The sequence below is a fragment of the Rhizobium tibeticum genome, from assembly GCF_900110205.1.
Taxonomy (GTDB): Bacteria; Pseudomonadota; Alphaproteobacteria; order Rhizobiales; family Rhizobiaceae; genus Rhizobium; species Rhizobium tibeticum.
The window spans coordinates 1-16,781 of record NZ_FOCV01000032.1 but is presented as its reverse complement, the minus strand read 5'-3'; the positions used below and the strand labels follow the sequence as shown (position 1 = coordinate 16,781).

The 16,781-nt window shown below is 59.4% G+C and carries 14 protein-coding genes and 5 pseudogenes; 10 read left to right on the top strand and 9 right to left on the bottom strand.

What is annotated here, in order from left to right; all coding sequences use genetic code 11:
- Nucleotides 1–18: 18 nt before the first annotated feature.
- The gene (locus BSG20_RS26870) at nt 19–495 is read left to right on the top strand and encodes a MarR family winged helix-turn-helix transcriptional regulator (protein ID WP_244541444.1); all 477 of its coding nucleotides are present in this window, start codon (nt 19–21) and stop codon (nt 493–495) included.
- Nucleotides 496–715: 220 nt separating this feature from the next.
- Here BSG20_RS26870 and urtE read toward each other — a convergent pair whose 3' ends face one another.
- The 5 genes from urtE to urtA all read right to left on the bottom strand — a co-directional run bounded on the left by urtE (nt 716) and on the right by urtA (nt 6,445).
- A complete protein-coding gene (gene urtE / locus BSG20_RS26865; RefSeq protein WP_072380173.1) occupies nt 716–1,411 on the bottom strand; it encodes an urea ABC transporter ATP-binding subunit UrtE in 696 nt (231 codons plus the stop codon).
- 1 nt (nt 1,412) lies between these two features.
- Nucleotides 1,413–2,168, bottom strand: a complete 756-nt coding sequence (gene urtD / locus BSG20_RS26860; RefSeq protein WP_072380206.1) for an urea ABC transporter ATP-binding protein UrtD — start codon at nt 2,166–2,168, stop codon at nt 1,413–1,415.
- Between the two features lie 5 nt (nt 2,169–2,173).
- On the bottom strand, nt 2,174–3,337 hold the full coding sequence (urtC, locus tag BSG20_RS26855) for an urea ABC transporter permease subunit UrtC (protein ID WP_072380175.1): 1,164 nt from the start codon (nt 3,335–3,337) through the stop codon (nt 2,174–2,176).
- Nucleotides 3,334–4,953 (bottom strand): urea ABC transporter permease subunit UrtB, encoded by a 1,620-nt coding sequence (gene urtB, locus BSG20_RS26850; protein WP_072380177.1) that lies wholly within the window; start codon nt 4,951–4,953, stop codon nt 3,334–3,336. The genes urtC and urtB overlap by 4 nt, the downstream gene beginning before the upstream one ends.
- Nucleotides 4,954–5,152: 199 nt before the next feature.
- Nucleotides 5,153–6,445 carry an urea ABC transporter substrate-binding protein gene (urtA, locus tag BSG20_RS26840; protein ID WP_047518526.1) on the bottom strand — a complete coding sequence of 431 codons (1,293 nt, stop codon included), beginning with the start codon at nt 6,443–6,445 and terminating at the stop codon, nt 5,153–5,155.
- Nucleotides 6,446–6,662: 217 nt separating this feature from the next.
- On the opposite strand from urtA, the gene BSG20_RS26835 reads away from it, so the two are divergent.
- The 3 genes and pseudogenes from BSG20_RS26835 to BSG20_RS37775 form a co-directional block, all read left to right on the top strand.
- Nucleotides 6,663–10,049 (top strand): hybrid sensor histidine kinase/response regulator, encoded by a 3,387-nt coding sequence (locus tag BSG20_RS26835; protein WP_072380179.1) that lies wholly within the window; start codon nt 6,663–6,665, stop codon nt 10,047–10,049.
- Complete coding sequence (locus BSG20_RS26830; protein ID WP_072380181.1) at nt 10,042–10,953, top strand: response regulator transcription factor; 912 nt, start codon at nt 10,042–10,044, stop codon at nt 10,951–10,953. Before BSG20_RS26835 ends, BSG20_RS26830 begins: the two co-directional genes overlap by 8 nt.
- A gap of 310 nt (nt 10,954–11,263) precedes the next feature.
- A pseudogene (locus tag BSG20_RS37775) lies at nt 11,264–11,456 on the top strand (hypothetical protein); the annotation flags it as partial.
- On the opposite strand, the pseudogene BSG20_RS26820 reads toward BSG20_RS37775, so the two are convergent.
- Nucleotides 11,420–11,542, bottom strand: a pseudogene (locus tag BSG20_RS26820) (TetR/AcrR family transcriptional regulator); the annotation flags it as partial. The pseudogenes BSG20_RS37775 and BSG20_RS26820 overlap by 37 nt on opposite strands.
- A 192-nt stretch (nt 11,543–11,734) precedes the next feature.
- Here BSG20_RS26820 and BSG20_RS26815 point away from each other — a divergent pair.
- The 3 genes from BSG20_RS26815 (at nt 11,735) to BSG20_RS26800 (ending at nt 13,789) form a co-directional block, all read left to right on the top strand.
- A complete protein-coding gene (locus BSG20_RS26815; RefSeq protein ID WP_072380188.1) occupies nt 11,735–11,992 on the top strand; it encodes a type II toxin-antitoxin system VapB family antitoxin in 258 nt (85 codons plus the stop codon).
- Complete coding sequence (locus BSG20_RS26810; protein WP_072380190.1) at nt 11,992–12,378, top strand: type II toxin-antitoxin system VapC family toxin; 387 nt, start codon at nt 11,992–11,994, stop codon at nt 12,376–12,378. The genes BSG20_RS26815 and BSG20_RS26810 overlap by 1 nt, the downstream gene beginning before the upstream one ends.
- A 457-nt stretch (nt 12,379–12,835) precedes the next feature.
- Nucleotides 12,836–13,789 (top strand): sulfonate ABC transporter substrate-binding protein, encoded by a 954-nt coding sequence (locus BSG20_RS26800; RefSeq protein ID WP_072380192.1) that lies wholly within the window; start codon nt 12,836–12,838, stop codon nt 13,787–13,789.
- A gap of 112 nt (nt 13,790–13,901) precedes the next feature.
- Here BSG20_RS26800 and BSG20_RS26795 read toward each other — a convergent pair whose 3' ends face one another.
- The 3 genes and pseudogenes from BSG20_RS26795 to BSG20_RS26785 form a co-directional block, all read right to left on the bottom strand.
- Entirely contained in the window at nt 13,902–14,537 is a 636-nt protein-coding gene (locus BSG20_RS26795) for an RES family NAD+ phosphorylase (RefSeq protein ID WP_244541445.1), read from the bottom strand.
- A gap of 2 nt (nt 14,538–14,539) precedes the next feature.
- Nucleotides 14,540–15,316, bottom strand: a complete 777-nt coding sequence (locus BSG20_RS26790; RefSeq protein WP_072380208.1) for a hypothetical protein — start codon at nt 15,314–15,316, stop codon at nt 14,540–14,542.
- Between the two features lie 150 nt (nt 15,317–15,466).
- A pseudogene (locus tag BSG20_RS26785) lies at nt 15,467–15,652 on the bottom strand (DUF1330 domain-containing protein); the annotation flags it as partial.
- A gap of 55 nt (nt 15,653–15,707) precedes the next feature.
- On the opposite strand from BSG20_RS26785, the pseudogene BSG20_RS37770 reads away from it, so the two are divergent.
- The 3 genes and pseudogenes from BSG20_RS37770 to BSG20_RS26775 all read left to right on the top strand — a co-directional run.
- A pseudogene (locus tag BSG20_RS37770) lies at nt 15,708–15,857 on the top strand (IS110 family RNA-guided transposase); the annotation flags it as partial.
- 112 nt (nt 15,858–15,969) lie between these two features.
- Nucleotides 15,970–16,396, top strand: a pseudogene (locus BSG20_RS38950) (M24 family metallopeptidase).
- 110 nt (nt 16,397–16,506) lie between these two features.
- A partial coding sequence (locus BSG20_RS26775; RefSeq protein WP_143147536.1) for a transposase occupies nt 16,507–16,781 on the top strand: 275 nt, incomplete at its 3' end.

Sequence of the window (16,781 nt, the reverse complement as noted above, 5' to 3'; positions counted from 1 at the left end):
CGGAAGTCATACTTGGGCATTTCCGAAAGCTTGAGAGGAATCCCGCAATGCCTGATTTGGAACCAATCCCGTTGGGACAGCCAGTTGTGCTTCTCGCTCTATGGAACGACCATCGCGATCAACCGTGCGTATAAGCCGTTCCTCGAGGGCCTCGGCATCACCTATCCTCAATACCTCGTCCTCAGCGTGCTCTGGGAAGGGGACGGTCAAACGATTTCCGGCATCGCCGACCGGCTGGCCCTCGAACCCAGCACCATCACCCCGTTGGTCAAGCGCCTGGAACATGCGGGACTGGTCGTTCGCCAACGCAGCACGCGCGATGAACGGCAAGTCGGCGTGCATCTGACCGACAGCGGAAAGGCTCTGCGATCGCGAACGGCATGTCTGACGGACACCTTGCTGCAGCGCTCCGGGATGACAGTGGAAGAGATCATCTCGCTCAATGAGCGCATTCAGACGTTTCGAAAGGCCTTGACTGAATACGGTGCCGACTAAGGGCGTGGCTCGGATCGAACGAGGTCGCTTTCGCGGCTCGGAATATTCTCTATTAGTCCGCCTTGCCCCCTGATGGGACATTCCTCTCGGAAGTCAGCAAACGATTGAACGCAAGCAACTCCTGTGCCGCGCAGACAGGTCGTACGGCCTACGCCGGGCGAGAACGCGCCGCTCGGAAGCTGCCGCTAGAAGCGACATGTGCGTGACCCTCGCCACCAACTCAAACAGTCAGATGGCGACGCGCCTCCGGCGTATCCAGCGTTTCGGCCAGCCCTTGGTGAACGATCTCGCCGCGGTCCATGATGTAGACGTAGTCTGCGAGCTCGCGGCAGAAATCGAGATACTGCTCGACCAGGAGGATAGCCATGCCGGTGCTGTCGCGCAGATAGCGGATAGCCCGACCGATATCCTTGATGATCGAGGGCTGGATACCTTCCGTCGGTTCGTCGAGAACCAGGATTTTCGGCCGCGTCACCATCGCCCGGCCGATCGCCAGTTGCTGCTGCTGCCCTCCTGACAGGTCGCCGCCACGCCGCCCCAGCATCGATTGCAGCACCGGAAACAGGCTGAAGATGTCGTCGGGGATGTTTTTGTCACGGCGCGAAAGCGGCGCAAAGCCCGTCTCCAGGTTTTCCTTGACCGTCAGCAGCGGGAATATCTCTCGCCCCTGCGGCACGTAGCCGATCCCCTGTTTGGCACGGGCGTAGGGCGGCAACCCATTGAGCTTGACGTCGTTGAAGGTCACCGCCCCGGCAGATAGGGGGTGCTGGCCGGTAACGGCGCGAAGAAGAGAGCTCTTCCCCACGCCGTTCCGCCCCAGCACACACGTAATCTTTCCCATCTCCGCCTTGATGGAGATCCCACGCAGCGCCTGTGCTGCGCCATAATGGAGGTTCGCATTCTCGACTGTCAGCATCTCAGCGCCCCAGATAGTTTTCGATCACCTTCGGATCGGAGCTCACGAAATCGATTGATCCCTCGGCCAGCACGGAGCCTTCCGCAAGACACGTGACCTTGACGCCAAGGTCGCGAATGAAGCCCATGTCGTGCTCGACGACAACGACGGAGCGGGTCTTGGCGATCTCCTTGAGCAGGATGGCCGTCTCAGATGTTTCCGCATCGGTCATCCCGGCCACCGGCTCGTCGACGAGAAGCAGCTTCGGCTCCTGTGCCAGCAGCATGCCGATCTCCAGCCACTGCTTCTGCCCATGCGAGAGATTGGCCGCAAGATCGTCCCGACGATGCGTGAGCCGCACCGTCGCCAGGATTTCATCGATGCGCGAGCGGTCATCGGCAGACAGCCGATAGAACAGCGTTGGGAAGACACCGCGCTTGCGGTTCAGTGCCAGCTCGAGATTGTCCCAGACGGTGTGGCTTTCGAAAACCGTCGGCTTCTGGAATTTACGGCCGATGCCGAGCTGGGCGATGTCGGCTTCATCAAGCTTCGTCAAGTCTGTCTGGCCGTTGAAATAGACTTCGCCGGCGTCGGGGCGCGTCTTGCCGGTGATGATATCCATCATCGTCGTCTTGCCGGCACCGTTCGGGCCGATGATCGCGCGCAACTCGCCCGGCTCGATCACGATCGAGAGCGCGTTCAGTGCCTTGAAGCCGTCGAAGGAGACCGAGACGTTGTTGAGATAGAGAACGCTGTTGGGTTTGACATCGGGGATCATGGCGCTCACTCCGCGGCCTGGATTTTTGCGTCAACGCCGTCTTCCTGCTTGGCAGACGACGCATCAGCGGGGAGCCGTTTGCGCTTGCCCAGATACTGCGCCAGCGTGCCGACTATGCCCTTGGGCAGGAACACGGTGACCGCAACAAACAGGCCACCGAGCGCAAACAGCCAGAACTCAGGGAAGAGACCCGTGAAAATCGTCTTGCCGCCGTTGACAAGGATGGCGCCGATGATCGGCCCGATCAACGTCGAGCGACCGCCGACAGCCGTCCAGATGACGACTTCGATCGAATTGGCCGGCGCGAATTCGCCGGGATTGATAATGCCGACCTGCGGCACGTAGAGGGCACCTGCTATGCCTGCCATCATCGCCGAGACGACAAAGGTGAAGAGCTTGAAATGCTCGACGCGGTATCCGAGGAAGCGGGTACGGCTTTCCGCATCGCGAACGCCGACCAGAACCTTGCCGAACTTCGAGCGCACGATCGCGGACGCCAGCATCAGCGACAGCGCAAGGAAGATCGCGGTTGCGGCAAAGAGTGCTGCACGCGTTCCGTCCGCCTGCACGTTGTAGCCGAGGATTTCCTTGAAATCGGTCATGCCGTTGTTGCCGCCAAAACCCATGTCGTTGCGGAAGAAGGCAAGTAGCAGGGCGTAGGTCATCGCCTGGGTGATGATCGAGAGATAGACGCCGTTGACCCTGCTGCGGAAGGCGAACCAGCCGAAAACGAAGGCAAGCAGCCCGGGTACCAAGAGCACCATGATCGCAGCGAACCAGAAGTGGTTGAAGCCGTACCAGAACCAGGGAAGGTCCTTCCAGTTCAGGAACACCATGAAGTCGGGCAGGATCGGGTCGCCATAGACGCCGCGCGAGCCGATCTGCCGCATCAGGTACATGCCCATCGCATAGCCGCCAAGCGCAAAGAAGGCGCCGTGGCCAAGCGAGAGGATGCCGCAGAACCCCCAGACAAGATCGAGTGCCAGCGCCAACAGCGCGTAGGTCAGGTATTTGCCGAACAGCGCCATGATGTAGGTGGGGATGTGCAGCGGGTTCGTCGGCGCCGTCATCAGGTTCAGAACGGGTACCAGGACGGCGATTGCCAGAAGAAGAACGAGCGCAATGACGATCTTGCGATCGAGAGACCGGAGAAGGAAGGCCGTAATCATGCTTCCACCGCCCTTCCTTTGAGTGCGAAGAGCCCACGCGGACGCTTCTGGATGAAGAGAATGATGAGGACGAGCACCAGGATCTTGCCGAGCACGGCACCGGCGAAGGGCTCGAGGAACTTGTTGACGACACCGAGCGACAGCGCGCCGACGAGCGTACCCCATAGATTGCCGACACCGCCGAAGACCACGACCATGAAGCTGTCGATGATGTAGCTCTGGCCGAGGTTCGGCGAGACGTTGTCGATCTGTGAGAGCGCCACCCCCGCCATGCCGGCAATGCCGGAGCCGAGCGCAAAGGTGAAGGCATCGACCCAGCCGGTGCGGATGCCCATCGAAGATGCCATGCGACGGTTTTGCGTAACAGCGCGCATCTGCAGACCGAAGGCGGAACGCTTCAGCAGCATGAGCAGTGTCACGAAGACGGCCATCGAGAAGACGATGATCCAGAGGCGGTTCCAGGTGATCGACAGACCGCCGAGTTCGAAGGCGCCGGACATCCAGCTCGGATTGCGAACTTCGCGGTTCGTCGGACCGAAGACGGAACGAACGGCCTGCTGCAGGATCAGTGACACGCCCCACGTCGCCAAGAGCGTCTCGAGCGGCCGGCCGTAGAGGTAGCGGATGACGAGGCGCTCGATCACCAGACCGACGAAGCCGGTAAACACGAAGGCCGCGGGAACGGCAAAGGCAAGCGAATACGTGGCGAGCCCCGGAAATGCGGAGGCGATGTACTCCTGGACGACATAGGTCGTATAGGCGCCGATCATCACCATCTCGCCATGCGCCATGTTGATCACGCCCATGACGCCGAAGGTGATGGCAAGACCGATCGCAGCAAGCAGGAGCACTGAGCCGAGCGAAAGGCCATACCAAATGTTCTGAACGACATCCCATAGGGCAAGGCTACGATTGATCGAATTGATATGGGCTTGAATCTCGACCTTCAGTTCCTCAGGCGCGGTTGCCATTGCGGTTGTCAGGATGGTCAGAGCGTTGCGCCCTCCGCGCCCGGCAATCGTATCGACGGCCGCTTTCTTGTCCTCGGCGTTGACGTCGCTCTTCAGCGTCATCACCGCACGGGCGGCCTCCATCGTATCCTTGACCTCGAGGTCCTTCTCTTCCGCCAGCGCGGAATTCAGGAGATCAAGGTTAGAGGGGTCGGCGTCTCTGAGCAGTCCTTGGGCTGCTGCGAGCCGCGCATCTCGATCGGGGCTCAGCAGGGTCAACTGGCTCATCGCCGTGCTGATGACGCCGCGAAGCGAATTGTTGATCTTGACCTTGGACATGTAGTCCGGATCGACGTCGGCAACTGCTTCGCCGCTGATCGGGTCGGAATAGGTCGGCTCATCCTCCGTACCGCCCTGCAAGAGAACCGGGCCACCACTTTCGGAATTTACAAAAAGCTGGCCGTCGCTGAGCTGCTGCAAGATCTTGCTGACGTGGGAATCCCCAGAGGCGACGAGCGCCCTGATGGCAGCCTCGCGTTCCGGGAAGTCACCGACGCCGAGCGCATCGATCAGGGGGTGAATGTCTTCCTGTGCTTTGAGCACCGTCGCAAAGGCCGGCATTGCCAGGCAAAGCGTCAGAAGCAGAATCTTGATGGCGCGACACATCGGCTTTCTTGCCTCGGTTATCGTTGGCCTTTCGGCGCAATCGGGAGAAATCAGTCTTCAAGTCGGCATCGATGCAATGCAGGGACCGCTTTGCCGTCCGAAGCGTCCATGCAGCACCTTGCAGATGGACCTTCCGCCCGGACAGGAGAGAAACCGGACGGAAGTCTTCAGGCTATCAGAGTGACGGGGTGGTACGCACTCAGGAGCCCTTGCCGCCGCACTTGCCCGTGGCAACGTTGAAGTTGCCGCAGTTCATGGGCTTGCGCCAATCGGAGATCAGGTCCTTGGAGTCCGGCAGGTAATCGGACCATTCGTCGCCGACGACTGCTGGGGTCTGCTGAACGATTTCGAACTGGCCGTTGCCCTGGATTTCACCAATGAGAACCGGCTTGGTGATGTGGTGGTTCGGCATGACGGTCGCATAGCCGCCCGACAGGTTCGGAACCGTGGTACCGATGATGGTGTCGAGCACCTTGTCCGTGTCGGTCGTGCCGGCAGCCTGGACGGCCTTAACCCAAGCGTTGAAGCCGATATAAGCAGCTTCCATCGGGTCGTTGGTTACGCGCTTGTCGTTCTTGGTGAACGCATGCCATTCCTTGATGAACTTCTTGTTGGCCGGGCTTTCGACCGACTCGAAGTAGTTCCAAGCGGCAAGGTGGCCGACGAGCGGCTTGGTGTCGAGACCGGCAAGTTCTTCTTCGCCGACCGAGAAGGCGACGACCGGGATGTCGGTTGCCTTGACGCCCTGGTTGCCGAGTTCCTTGTAGAACGGAACGTTGGCGTCACCGTTGATGGTGGAGACGACGGCGGTCTTCTTGCCGGCAGCGCCGAATTCCTTGATCTTGGAAACCTCGGTCTGCCAATCGGAGAAGCCGAACGGCGTGTAGTTGATGATGATGTCTTCCTTCGGAATGCCCTTAGCGATCAGGTAGGCTTCCAGGATCTTGTTGGTGGTGCGCGGATAGACGTAGTCGGTGCCTTCGAGAACGAAGCGCTTAACGCCTTCCTTTTCCATCAGGTAGTCGACAGCCGGGATAGCCTGCTGGTTCGGAGCAGCACCAGTGTAGAAGATGTTGCGCGAGGACTCTTCACCCTCGTACTGGACCGGGTAGAAGAGAATCGAGTTCAGTTCTTCGAAAACCGGCAGAACCGACTTGCGCGAAGACGAGGTCCAGCAGCCAAAGACGGCCGCGACCTTGTCCTTTTCGATCAGTTCGCGTGCCTTTTCGGCAAACAGCGGCCAGTCGGAAGCCGGATCGACGACGACCGCTTCGAGCTTCTTGCCGAGAAGGCCGCCCTTCTTGTTCTGCTCGTCGATGAGCATCAGCATGGCGTCTTTCAGCGTCGTTTCGGAAATCGCCATCGTGCCGGACAGCGAATGAAGCACGCCGACCTTGATGGTGTCGTCAGCCGCAAGGGCTCCATGGAATGCGGCTGTCGCCGACATGACGGCGCCGAGTGCGGCGCCTGTGATATAGGACTTGAGATTCATCTGGTTGATCCCCTCTTCTTGTTCGACAACAGACCGAAAACGGAAGTTAACTGTTGCTTAAGGGACTATCCGGTGCTGCACTGCGAAAGCGTATACGTAATATGACGTAGTAGACGGGGCGAAATGTGCAGTTTTGCGTTGCAGCACACTCTTAAGCCCTGTGTCGTTCCGTGTTACGAACGCATGACAAGGGGAACAAAGGGGCTGGCACGAACGCATGGCAGCGCGGCAACGCATCATTCCAGTCAGGCGCGAATACAATCGCTGGGTCGCGAACCAGACGCTCGAAGACTACGCGTTGCGCTTTACTGCAAAGAGCGCACGGCAATTCTCCTCCCAGCGCATTTCGCAAACCGCGATCGGCGCGATTTCCTTCCTGGCGCTTGAGGCCATCGGCGGCGCAATTACGCTGTCTTACGGCACGACCAACGCCTTCTACGCGATCCTCGTCGCCTCGGTCGCCATGCTGGCCATTGGCCTGCCCATCAGCCGCTATGCGATCCGCCACGGCGTCGACATCGATCTCCTGACGCGCGGTGCAAGCTTCGGCTATATCGGCTCGACCATCACCTCGCTGATCTATGCCAGCTTCACCTTCATGCTGTTTGCGATCGAAGCCTCGATCATGTCGGGTGCGCTGGAGCTGACGCTCGGCATCCCGCTCTGGATTAGCTACATCATCAGCGCCGTCATGGTCATTCCGCTGGTAACGCACGGCGTCCGCCTTATCAGCCGGTTTCAACTGCTCACACAGCCGTTCTGGATCGTACTCAACGTTCTTCCCTTCATTTTTATTGCCGTGATGGACTGGGAGAAGTTCGATCTCTGGCGGGCCTTTGCTGGCATCCGCCACGCCTCCGGCCCCCCGGGCACTGTCGCGTCCTTCGATCTCGTAGAGTTCGGCGCAGCTTCCGCTGTCATCCTGGCGCTGATGTCGCAGATCGGCGAGCAGGCCGACTTCCTGCGCTTCCTGCCGCCGGAAAAGCAGCGCAACTGGCGCCATCGCCTGGCCGTCTTCCTTGCTGGTCCAGGCTGGGTGATCATCGGAGCGCCGAAACTGCTTGCGGGTTCCTTTCTGGTCGTCCTGACGTTCGCCTCGGGCGTACCGGTCGATCGCGCCGCCGATCCGGCACAAATGTACCTGACGGCCTTCGGCTACATGATCCCCTGGCACAATGCCGCATTGCTGCTGATGGCCGCCTTCGTGGTGGTCTCGCAGCTGAAGATCAATGTGATGAATGCCTATGCCGGATCGCTCGCCTGGTCGAACTTCTTCTCACGCCTGACGCACAGCCATCCTGGCCGCGTCATCTGGCTCATTTTCAACGTGGCGATTGCGCTGCTCCTGATGGAGCTTGGCATCTACACGCTGCTCGAGGAGACCCTGGGCATCTTTTCGATTATCGCCATGGCATGGCTTTGCACGATTTCAGCCGATCTCTTCATCAACAAGCCGCTTGGCCTCGCCCCTCCCGGCATCGAATTCAAGCGCGCCCACCTCTACGATATCAACCCGGTCGGCCTTGGCGCCATGGCGCTGTCGGCCGGCATCGCTTTGATTGCGCATTTCGGCGTGTTCGGCTCCGTCGCCGCGTCGCTGGCGCCCTACATCAGTCTCGTTGTCGCGCTGATTGCCTCGCCGCTGATCGCCTGGGGTACGAAGGGCAAGTTCTACCTCGCGGGCAAGCCGCGCCACAGTTGGAAGAACCTGACCAACATCACCTGCTCCGTCTGCGAGCATCCCTTCGAGCCGGAGGACATGGCCTGGTGCCCGGCCTACGCGGCACCGATCTGCTCGCTCTGCTGTTCGCTCGACAGCCGTTGCCACGATATGTGCAAGCCGAATGCGCGCTTGAATGCCCAGATCGGCACGGTGGCCAAGGCAGTGCTGCCTGAAACCGTCGTCGAGAAGCTGACCACCCGCCTTGGCCGCTACGGCATTGCCGTCGTGCTGGCGCTTAGCGCCGTCGGTGCGATCCTTGCGATGATCGCCCATCAAGTCTCCGCGGCTTCGCCGGAAACCGCCGAGGTGGTCAACCGCACCATCCTGGTCGTCTTTTTCGTCTTTGCGGTCATCGCCGGTGTCGTCTGCTGGTTTTATGTGCTCGCCCATGACAGCCGGGTCGTGGCCGAGGAGGAATCCTCGCGCCAGAACACGCTGCTGCTAAAGGAAATCGCCGCCCACAAGAAGACGGATGCGGCGCTGCAGACCGCCAAGGAAACAGCAGAGGCCGCCAACCGCGCCAAGAGCCGTTACGTCGTCGGCCTCAGTCACGAATTGCGCACACCGCTCAATGCCGTCCTCGGCTACGCGCAGATCCTCGAGCGCGACGAGACGATCCCCGCCCCGCGGCAATCCTCGATCAAGGTGATCCGCCGCAGCGCCGAGCATCTGTCTGGTCTTATCGACGGGCTGCTCGATATTTCCAAGATCGAGGCCGGGCGCCTGCAGGTCTATTCCAACGAGATCAATATCCAGGACTTCCTGGATCAGATCGTCGACATGTTCCGTCCCCAGGCACAGGCCAAGGGACTGACCTTCCATCATGAGCGCTCGCAAGCCCTTCCGCAATTTGTGCGCACCGACGAGAAGCGGCTGCGCCAGATTCTCGTCAATCTGCTCTCCAACGCCATCAAGTTCACCGACGAGGGCAGCGTCACCTTCGACGTCGGATACCGCAGCCAGGTGGCGACCTTCACCGTCACCGACACAGGCCGCGGCATAGCCGAGAAGGACTTGAGCCGCATCTACGAGCCGTTCCAGCGTGGCGAGGCCGACAGCATCCGGCCGATGCCCGGCCTCGGTCTCGGTCTGACGATCACGCGGCTCTTGACCAACACGCTCGGCGGCGAAATCTCGGTGAGCAGCGAGAGGGACCGTGGAACAGTGTTCCGCGTTCGGCTTATGCTTTCGGCCGTGCTTCGCGAAATGATCGTCCCACCACAGGAGAAGAAGATCATCAGTTACGACGGGCCGCGTCGTACGATTGTCGTCGTGGACGACAATGAAGACCACCGCGAAATGATGCGCGAGGTTCTTGCCCCTCTCGACTTTGTCGTCCTGACTGCAGCGAGCGGCGCCGACTGCCTGACCTTGATCGAAGGCATCCTGCCCGATCTTTTTCTCGTCGATATCTTGATGCCCGGCATGAATGGATGGCAACTCGTTTCGCGCCTGCGCGCACATGGCCAGGCCGCTCCGATCGTCATGTTGTCAGCCAATATCGGCGATGCCGCCGCGCACCGCGACAGCGACGACAGTCACAACGATGCAATCGGCAAGCCGGTCGACATCAAGCAGCTGCGTGACAAGCTTGCGCTCCATCTGGGCTTGAAATGGCTCTATGCGGAGGCGACCCCGCCTACTCCCGCCAAGCATGAACGGCCGTTGCTCAGCCCGGGACCCGCGCATCTGCAGGAATTGTTGCGGCTCGCCGAGATCGGCTACATCAGGGGCATCGAGGCAAAGCTCGCCGACCTTGCCAAGGTGGAGGCAAATCAGCCATTTACGGAAGAACTCTGTTCTTATGTCGCCGCCTTCGATCTCAACGGCTTCATGAATTTCCTGCATCACTTTGATAAGAAGGTAGAAACCCTTGGCTGAGCTTCCGCGCGACATCGTTCTGCTGGTGGATGACTCGCCGGAAGCACTGGGGTTCCTGACCGACGCCCTGGAACAATCCGGATTCTCCGTACTGATCGCAACGTCGGGATCGGCTGCGCTGAACATCGTGGAGCGCATTACCCCCGACCTCATACTGCTGGATGCGGTCATGCCATCCATGGATGGTTTTGAAACCTGCAGGAAACTGAAGGCAAACCCAGCGATCAGCCAGATCCCCGTCATCTTCATGACCGGGCTGACGGAGACCGAGCACGTCGTTCGTGCTCTCGAATCCGGAGGCGTCGACTACCTGACGAAGCCGATCAACATCGATGAGCTGCGCGCCCGCATCGGAGTCCATCTACGCAATGCGCGTTCGGCGCTGAGCGCGCGAGTGGCGCTGGATGCTGCCGGTCGGCATCTCCTTGCGGTCAAGGGCAATGGCGACATTCACTGGTCGACGCCACAGGCGACGCGCCTTGTCAATGCCGCAATGGAGCGAGACGACGCGATGGATACCGTGGTCGGCAAAATTGCCGATTGGATGAAGGCCCGCTCGGGATCGGCGCGCGACGGCGCGATCTCCGTTTCGCGTGCCGGCAAAGACGTGCTTCAGCTGGCCTTCCTCGGCGCGATCGGTGCTGACGAATATCTGTTTCGTCTCACGGCGAACAATGCGCGCGCCGACGACGAGGTGCTGCGCCGGCATTTTTCGCTGACACAGAGGGAATCCGAGGTGTTGCTATGGATTGCGAAGGGCAAGGCAAACCGCGACATCGGCGAGATTCTTGGCCTTTCGGCGCGCACTGTAAACAAGCACCTCGAACAGATCTACGTGAAGCTCGGTGTCGAAAACCGCGCCTCTGCCGCCGTCAAAGCCGCTCATGTCCTGCACGAGATGTGATTCAATTAGAATGCTTCGGAGAAAGCCGCATTGATCTGCAAAGCGCCCGAACGCGCTATCCAATCACTCCAAGGTTTCAGTCGAAAACATTGCGCAGACCGGCTGCCTAACGAATGGCGGCAGCTAAAGTTCAAGCCTATGCAGCCGAGCCCAACTGCTGTGGCTTGCTGCCACTGGATGAGAACTCGCTTCTTCATGGATTGTGCCTCTTGGAGAGTCGTCCAAGATGGCTCGCTGCAGCCTGGGAGAGAAAAATCCTTGTGGGGAAAGTGTCAATAGGAGCGCGGGGAAAGTGTCAATAGGTGGCGGGGGTCGCATCGCCGCGATCCGGCCGCGTGGTGAATCGACGGTTGATCGCCGCGACCGCGATCGTCCACGAGCTGACCCTGGTCACACACAATGTCAAGGAATTCGAAGACACGGACGTATCTGCGATCAACCCTGGGAGGCATCGGCGTGAGCAGCTCTATGATGTACCCCTATCAACCATGTTACGAATGTAGGCGCAGAACATGTCAGCCATGGCGTCGACATAGGCCTCTATCTCGGCCGGTCTCCGTGGCGTCTCTGAAAACTCCTTACCGACAGTGCTCCCGTGTCCTGAGCCGGTGTACCCCACGCAGATTTGAACGTCGCGATCTGGTCGGCCTCGCTCCGAGACAATGAACATTCGTCATTTACCTGGACGAAATGGTGCCGAATGGCGACGGTCGCGTCAATTGGACAGCGATCGAGATTTTGGGTAGAAATGCGTCAAAAGGTAGAAATATCGGAGCTGCCAATGTCCCTCAACATCAAAAACCCCGCCACAGTTGCTCTCGTTGACGAGCTTGCGCGGCGGCAAGGTATCAGCAAGACCGCAGCAATTCATCAGGCGTTGACGGAGCGTCTCCATCGCATGGGATACGGCGATGGGGCGCAGGAGCGTCTGCTCACTGAGATGCAGTCGATCCGCGGGCGAGTGTCGCGATTGCCCGAACTCGACAGCCGCAGCGATGAAGAGATCATCGGCTACGATGAGCATGGAATTCCGAACTGATGGTGATCGATACCTCGGCGATTGTCGCGATCCTGCGCAGCGAACCAGAGGCGGCAGCGCTCGAGAGAACGGTCGTCGCCAACCCTATTCGCTTGGTCCCTGCGACATGTGTTCTTGGGGCACGTATGGTCTTGGTCAGCCGACGCGGCGAACACTCACTTGCCGAGATCGATCTGTGGCTCGCCAGAATCGAGGCCGACATCGTTCCGGTCGACGCCGATCTGGTGGATCTGGCGACACGGGCCTGGCTTACTTACGGCAAGGGCCGCCATCCGGCAGCGTTGAATTTTGCTGATTGCTTTTCGTACGCTCTGGCAAAGCGCGCAGACGAACCTCTGCTCTTCATCGGCAAGGATTTTTCTCAAACCGACATCGAGGCCGCATAGTCACATCAGCAAGCGGATGCTGTTGCCAATCAGGACTTAGCTGAGATCGCGCCCTCGCCGGCCTTGCCGACGCATTTGCAGGATCTCACCGATCGCGCACGCGGCTATGTCGAAGCGGCGAGCTCCGCCAACAACCGCGAGGCCTGTGGCAGCGACTGCAAGCACTGTGCCGCCTGGTGCGGCACTCCAACGTTTCTCCCCCGGAATCCGCAAACCGTTGGGCTATACATCACCACCTGTGCATCGGCACCGCCGACCAGGGGAGCAAAGCGACTTTGAGACCATCGTCAAGCGGCCCCCGCGTTAAAATCCGGATCAGCATGAGGCGCAGTTCTTTTTGCTCGCTGTCGGGACAGAACAAAAAGCGAATCCCGGAGAAACGGACGTGGGAGTATGTATATTCTAGTAAAAATGTAGAGACACTTTAATTTAGCCTCGTCTTATTCCGGAGGGTATGATGAAGATCACAAGACGAGCTTTCACTGCTATGGTGGCAGGTGCCATCGCGACACCTTTGACTCATGTTCGACTGGCTCGCGCGGCTGACAAGGTCGTGCGTATCGGCTACCAGAAATATGGGACTCTGGTGCTTCTCAAGGGCAAAGGGACACTGGAGAAGAAACTTGAATCCATCGACTACAAGGTTGAATGGACCGAGTTTCCGGGCGGTCCCCAGCTCCTCGAGGCCCTGAACGCTGGTGCTGTCGATTTCGGATCGACCGGCGAAACGCCGCCGATCTTCGCGCAGGCCGCGAACGCTCCGCTTGTCTACATCGCACACGAGCCGCCCGCCCCGCGCGGCGAAGCCATACTTGTCCCGAAGGATAGCCCCATAAAGTCTGTTGCGGACCTGAAGGGCAAGAAGGTCGCCTTCAACAAGGGCTCGAACGTGCATTACCTGCTCGTTAAGGCGCTCGAAGAAGCCGGCTTGTCCTATGAGGACGTGGAGCCATCCTTCCTCGCCCCGGCCGACGGTCGCGCAGCGTTCGAAAAGGGCGCGGTGGATGCATGGGTCATCTGGGATCCCTTCCAGGCAGCTGCGGAAGTGGCGATCGAAGCGCGAGAGCTCAGAAACGGCGAGGGCATCGTTCCCAATCACCAGTTCTATCTCGGCACCCGGGCGCTGGTCGACGGCCACGCCCAGGCGATCGATGTCTTGATCGACGCCATTTCCGAGATTGACGAATGGACCAAGTCCGACACGACCGCTGCGGCTGCGGAGCTGTCTCCGTCGGTCGGCATCCCTGAACCTGTCCTCGTCAAGGCGCTCGAGCGTCAGTCTTACGGGGTCAAGAACCTGGATGACTCCGTCGTCGCGCAGCAGCAGGACATCGCCGACACCTTTTTCAAACTCAAGCTCATTCCCAAGAAGGTGACGATTTCCGACGTTGTCCGCAAGGGCAAGGCGTGACGCCCAGCTGCCGCACGCGTCGCGTCGACCGATAGATAAAAGAGTTCCGCTTCTGTCGGGACTCGCAGACTTTCGGGAAAGAGGTTGAACGCCGCTAGCTGGGAGACGACCGTCAGATAATCGTAATTCCTGCGCGCTTACCCCAGCCCCTCAACTCGAGAAGAAGGTCGGGATTTGTGGCAACATCGATGCAATCCAAGACATCAAAGTCGCTCTCTCGGACACGGTCTCCAAAAAAGATCAGGCAGCTCTCCGGATCGCATTGGCGCGACGTCCAGATCAAGCCCTTGATATCGGGATACGCTCTGTGAAGCGCCTGCGCCCACAAGACCGTTTCCAGATAGGTCGACTTTGGTGTCTCTATCAAATTCGTGCGGGCGATACCCCAGGCTTTGAGGTCCGGGGAATAAAGATTGACGACAGGAAGGTCTTTATTTGGAACGATTCTGCTGACGCTCCGCGATTGGACCGTGCTCAAGCGAATGGTTTTAAATCGCGCAGTAGGAGCAATATCATGAAATATGCTCTCGAACGCGGCAGCCTCCCGGCTGGTCGCCGCATAAAGCGATGGAACACATGTGCCAGTCACGTCTGCAAACGGCGCAAATCTGGTCGGTTGCCCGAGGCACGGATTGAACTGACCCGGGCGAAACGCAGATGCATGTGTCCGATGAAGTACCGATCCAGCGCTGATCGTCGCGATATTGACGGTCGCGAATGCAGCCGGTGGAGGAGGAACACTGTTCACCCTCACCCAATAACCTCCTCATGTTCCTTCTTCGCCGCAGCCACCAGGGCGTCTGCATTGTCGAGGAGATCGATAGGTGCGGCATCTTCCAGCCAGCCGTTCGAAGACACGAACCACAACGCCTTCTGCCAGGCTGTCATGGATTGAGGAAGCGCCGCCAGAACCTGCTTTATGGTTGGGTGCGGTCGGCCGTCCTGGAACTGAAACGCCGGGAAAAACTCAGAGCCTCGATGCTGAACGGAAATGATTTCGCCATTCTTCTTCCAGCGCGCTGCTGTTGCGTAACTGTTCTTTGCGCTGGATCCAGACTGCTTTCCAACATCGATACTACTTAGTTGAGGCACCTCCTGGACAAAGCGATCACGTAACGCAAGATTGTCTGCCGCAAGCACGCCGCGCGCATCTTCGAGTTCGTCCGGCAAAAGCACTTCCGCTAGTTTGCCTATGGCTGCTTCCAGTCGATTCTCTTCGACCGAACCGCTTACCCGGACCAGTGCGTCAGCGAACGTTTTCACCGACTCCTTGCCGGCCCCGGATAAATTCCGGTGGAGACGAAGAATGACGGAGTCGCCGAATGCGATTTCGGCCACCGCATTGGCGAACCGCTGTAGCTCTTGCTCAGTTCCTCCGACCCTCAAAGTCTTGCCTTTCCGCAAGGAACCGAGGGCCTCAAAAATCGCAGCCGATAGTTTCGCCTGGACAGCACTTGTGTCCTTACTGGGGATCGCCGGTGAAGCCAGGTCATCTATCAGTATTGCATGGTCGAACAGTGGCTGCATTTGGAGCCTCATGAGTTTAGTGATAAATCTTCCATATCACTTATGTCACGCCGCGTCGATATCAAGTGGTCGGCCACGATGGAAGCCCGCGGTCATGGCAAAGCTGCCGCACGCGATCGAAACGGCGCTGCCGTTCTCTTGCGGATGCAGTTACACGCCGCACAAGGCAATGATCCGCGAACCCGCAGCAGCCTGACGCTGGTGCGCGAGTGGCGCATATTCGGGGGATGTAAAGAGACCACGGATGGCACCCATGTCCGGAAATTCGATGATCAGCATGTTGGTTGATTGCCACTCTTCTAGCTCGAGTGGGGCGTCATCGAGAGCGATGAGGCGGCACCTCTCGCACCGCAGCGCTGGCTGCGCGGCGCGTGCGCGCGGGACGCCCACCTGGATGGCGATTAACGACTGGCTCGACGACATTTGTGATGATGTCGTTCTCGCCCATCCGTTGAAGGTCAAGGCGATTGCTGACGCCAAGTTCAAGACCGACAAAATCGACGCGGCCGTGCTGGAGCATCTGCCCGGGGCCGCGCTGGTGGTTCCAATCCATCTTCGTGAAAGGGGGCGAGTTCAGGGCGAACGAGGCTGCGGCCCCTCGACAGACTCGCCGTTCGGGTTCGGCGCCGGGGTGTCTCTACTAGTGTCTCGGCATGGCTGTTTGCGATCACGCGACTCAAGTGGCGCTTCGTCGTGGTCGGGACGGCGTCGAAAAGGCCGTGCAGGCGGCGCTAAAGGCGGCCAAGCCCGGCGTTCCCAGCCGCGACGTGGACGCTGTGGCCCGCAAGGTGATCACCATGCGGCTATGGCGAGTACTTCGTGCATCGCACCGGGCACGGCATGGGCATCGACGGCCACGAGCCGCCCTATATCACCGCCACCTCGGAAACCGCGCTGGAAGAGGGCATGGTCTTCTCCATCGAGCCCGGCATCTACCTGCCCTGCCGCTTCGGCATCCGCCTCGAGGATATCGTAATTCTGCGCGAGGACGGGCCGGAGATTCTTTCAGCACTTCCACGGACGGTTCATATTGTGCAGGTCTTGAACGACGGTGCCGGCATCACCGCGCCCGACTTCTAATACCGTGCCGCATGTTTTAAGGCGTACCCCGGACCTAGCACTACTTTGGCAGATTAATCCTCGGTTAACGATGATCGGCGATCCTTGGCACTTCAACAGGGGTGCGAAGGATGACAGAGCAGGATGTTGCACTGACGGAATGGCTGAAGCCGTTTGTTGAGAAGCTTGGCCACAAGAAGCGTCGGCAGATGTGCCCGATCTATGTTTCTGGCCTGATCGGGCCGGGAGATCGCAAGAGTATCGAGCCGATGGCGGAGCGCCTGGCACCTGATCGCTATGACCGCCTGCATCATTTCATCTCGGATGGCATTTGGGACGCCGGTCCACTTGAGGCGGAATTGGCGGTGCAGGCTGACAGAATAGTCGGGGCTTCGGATGCTTTTCT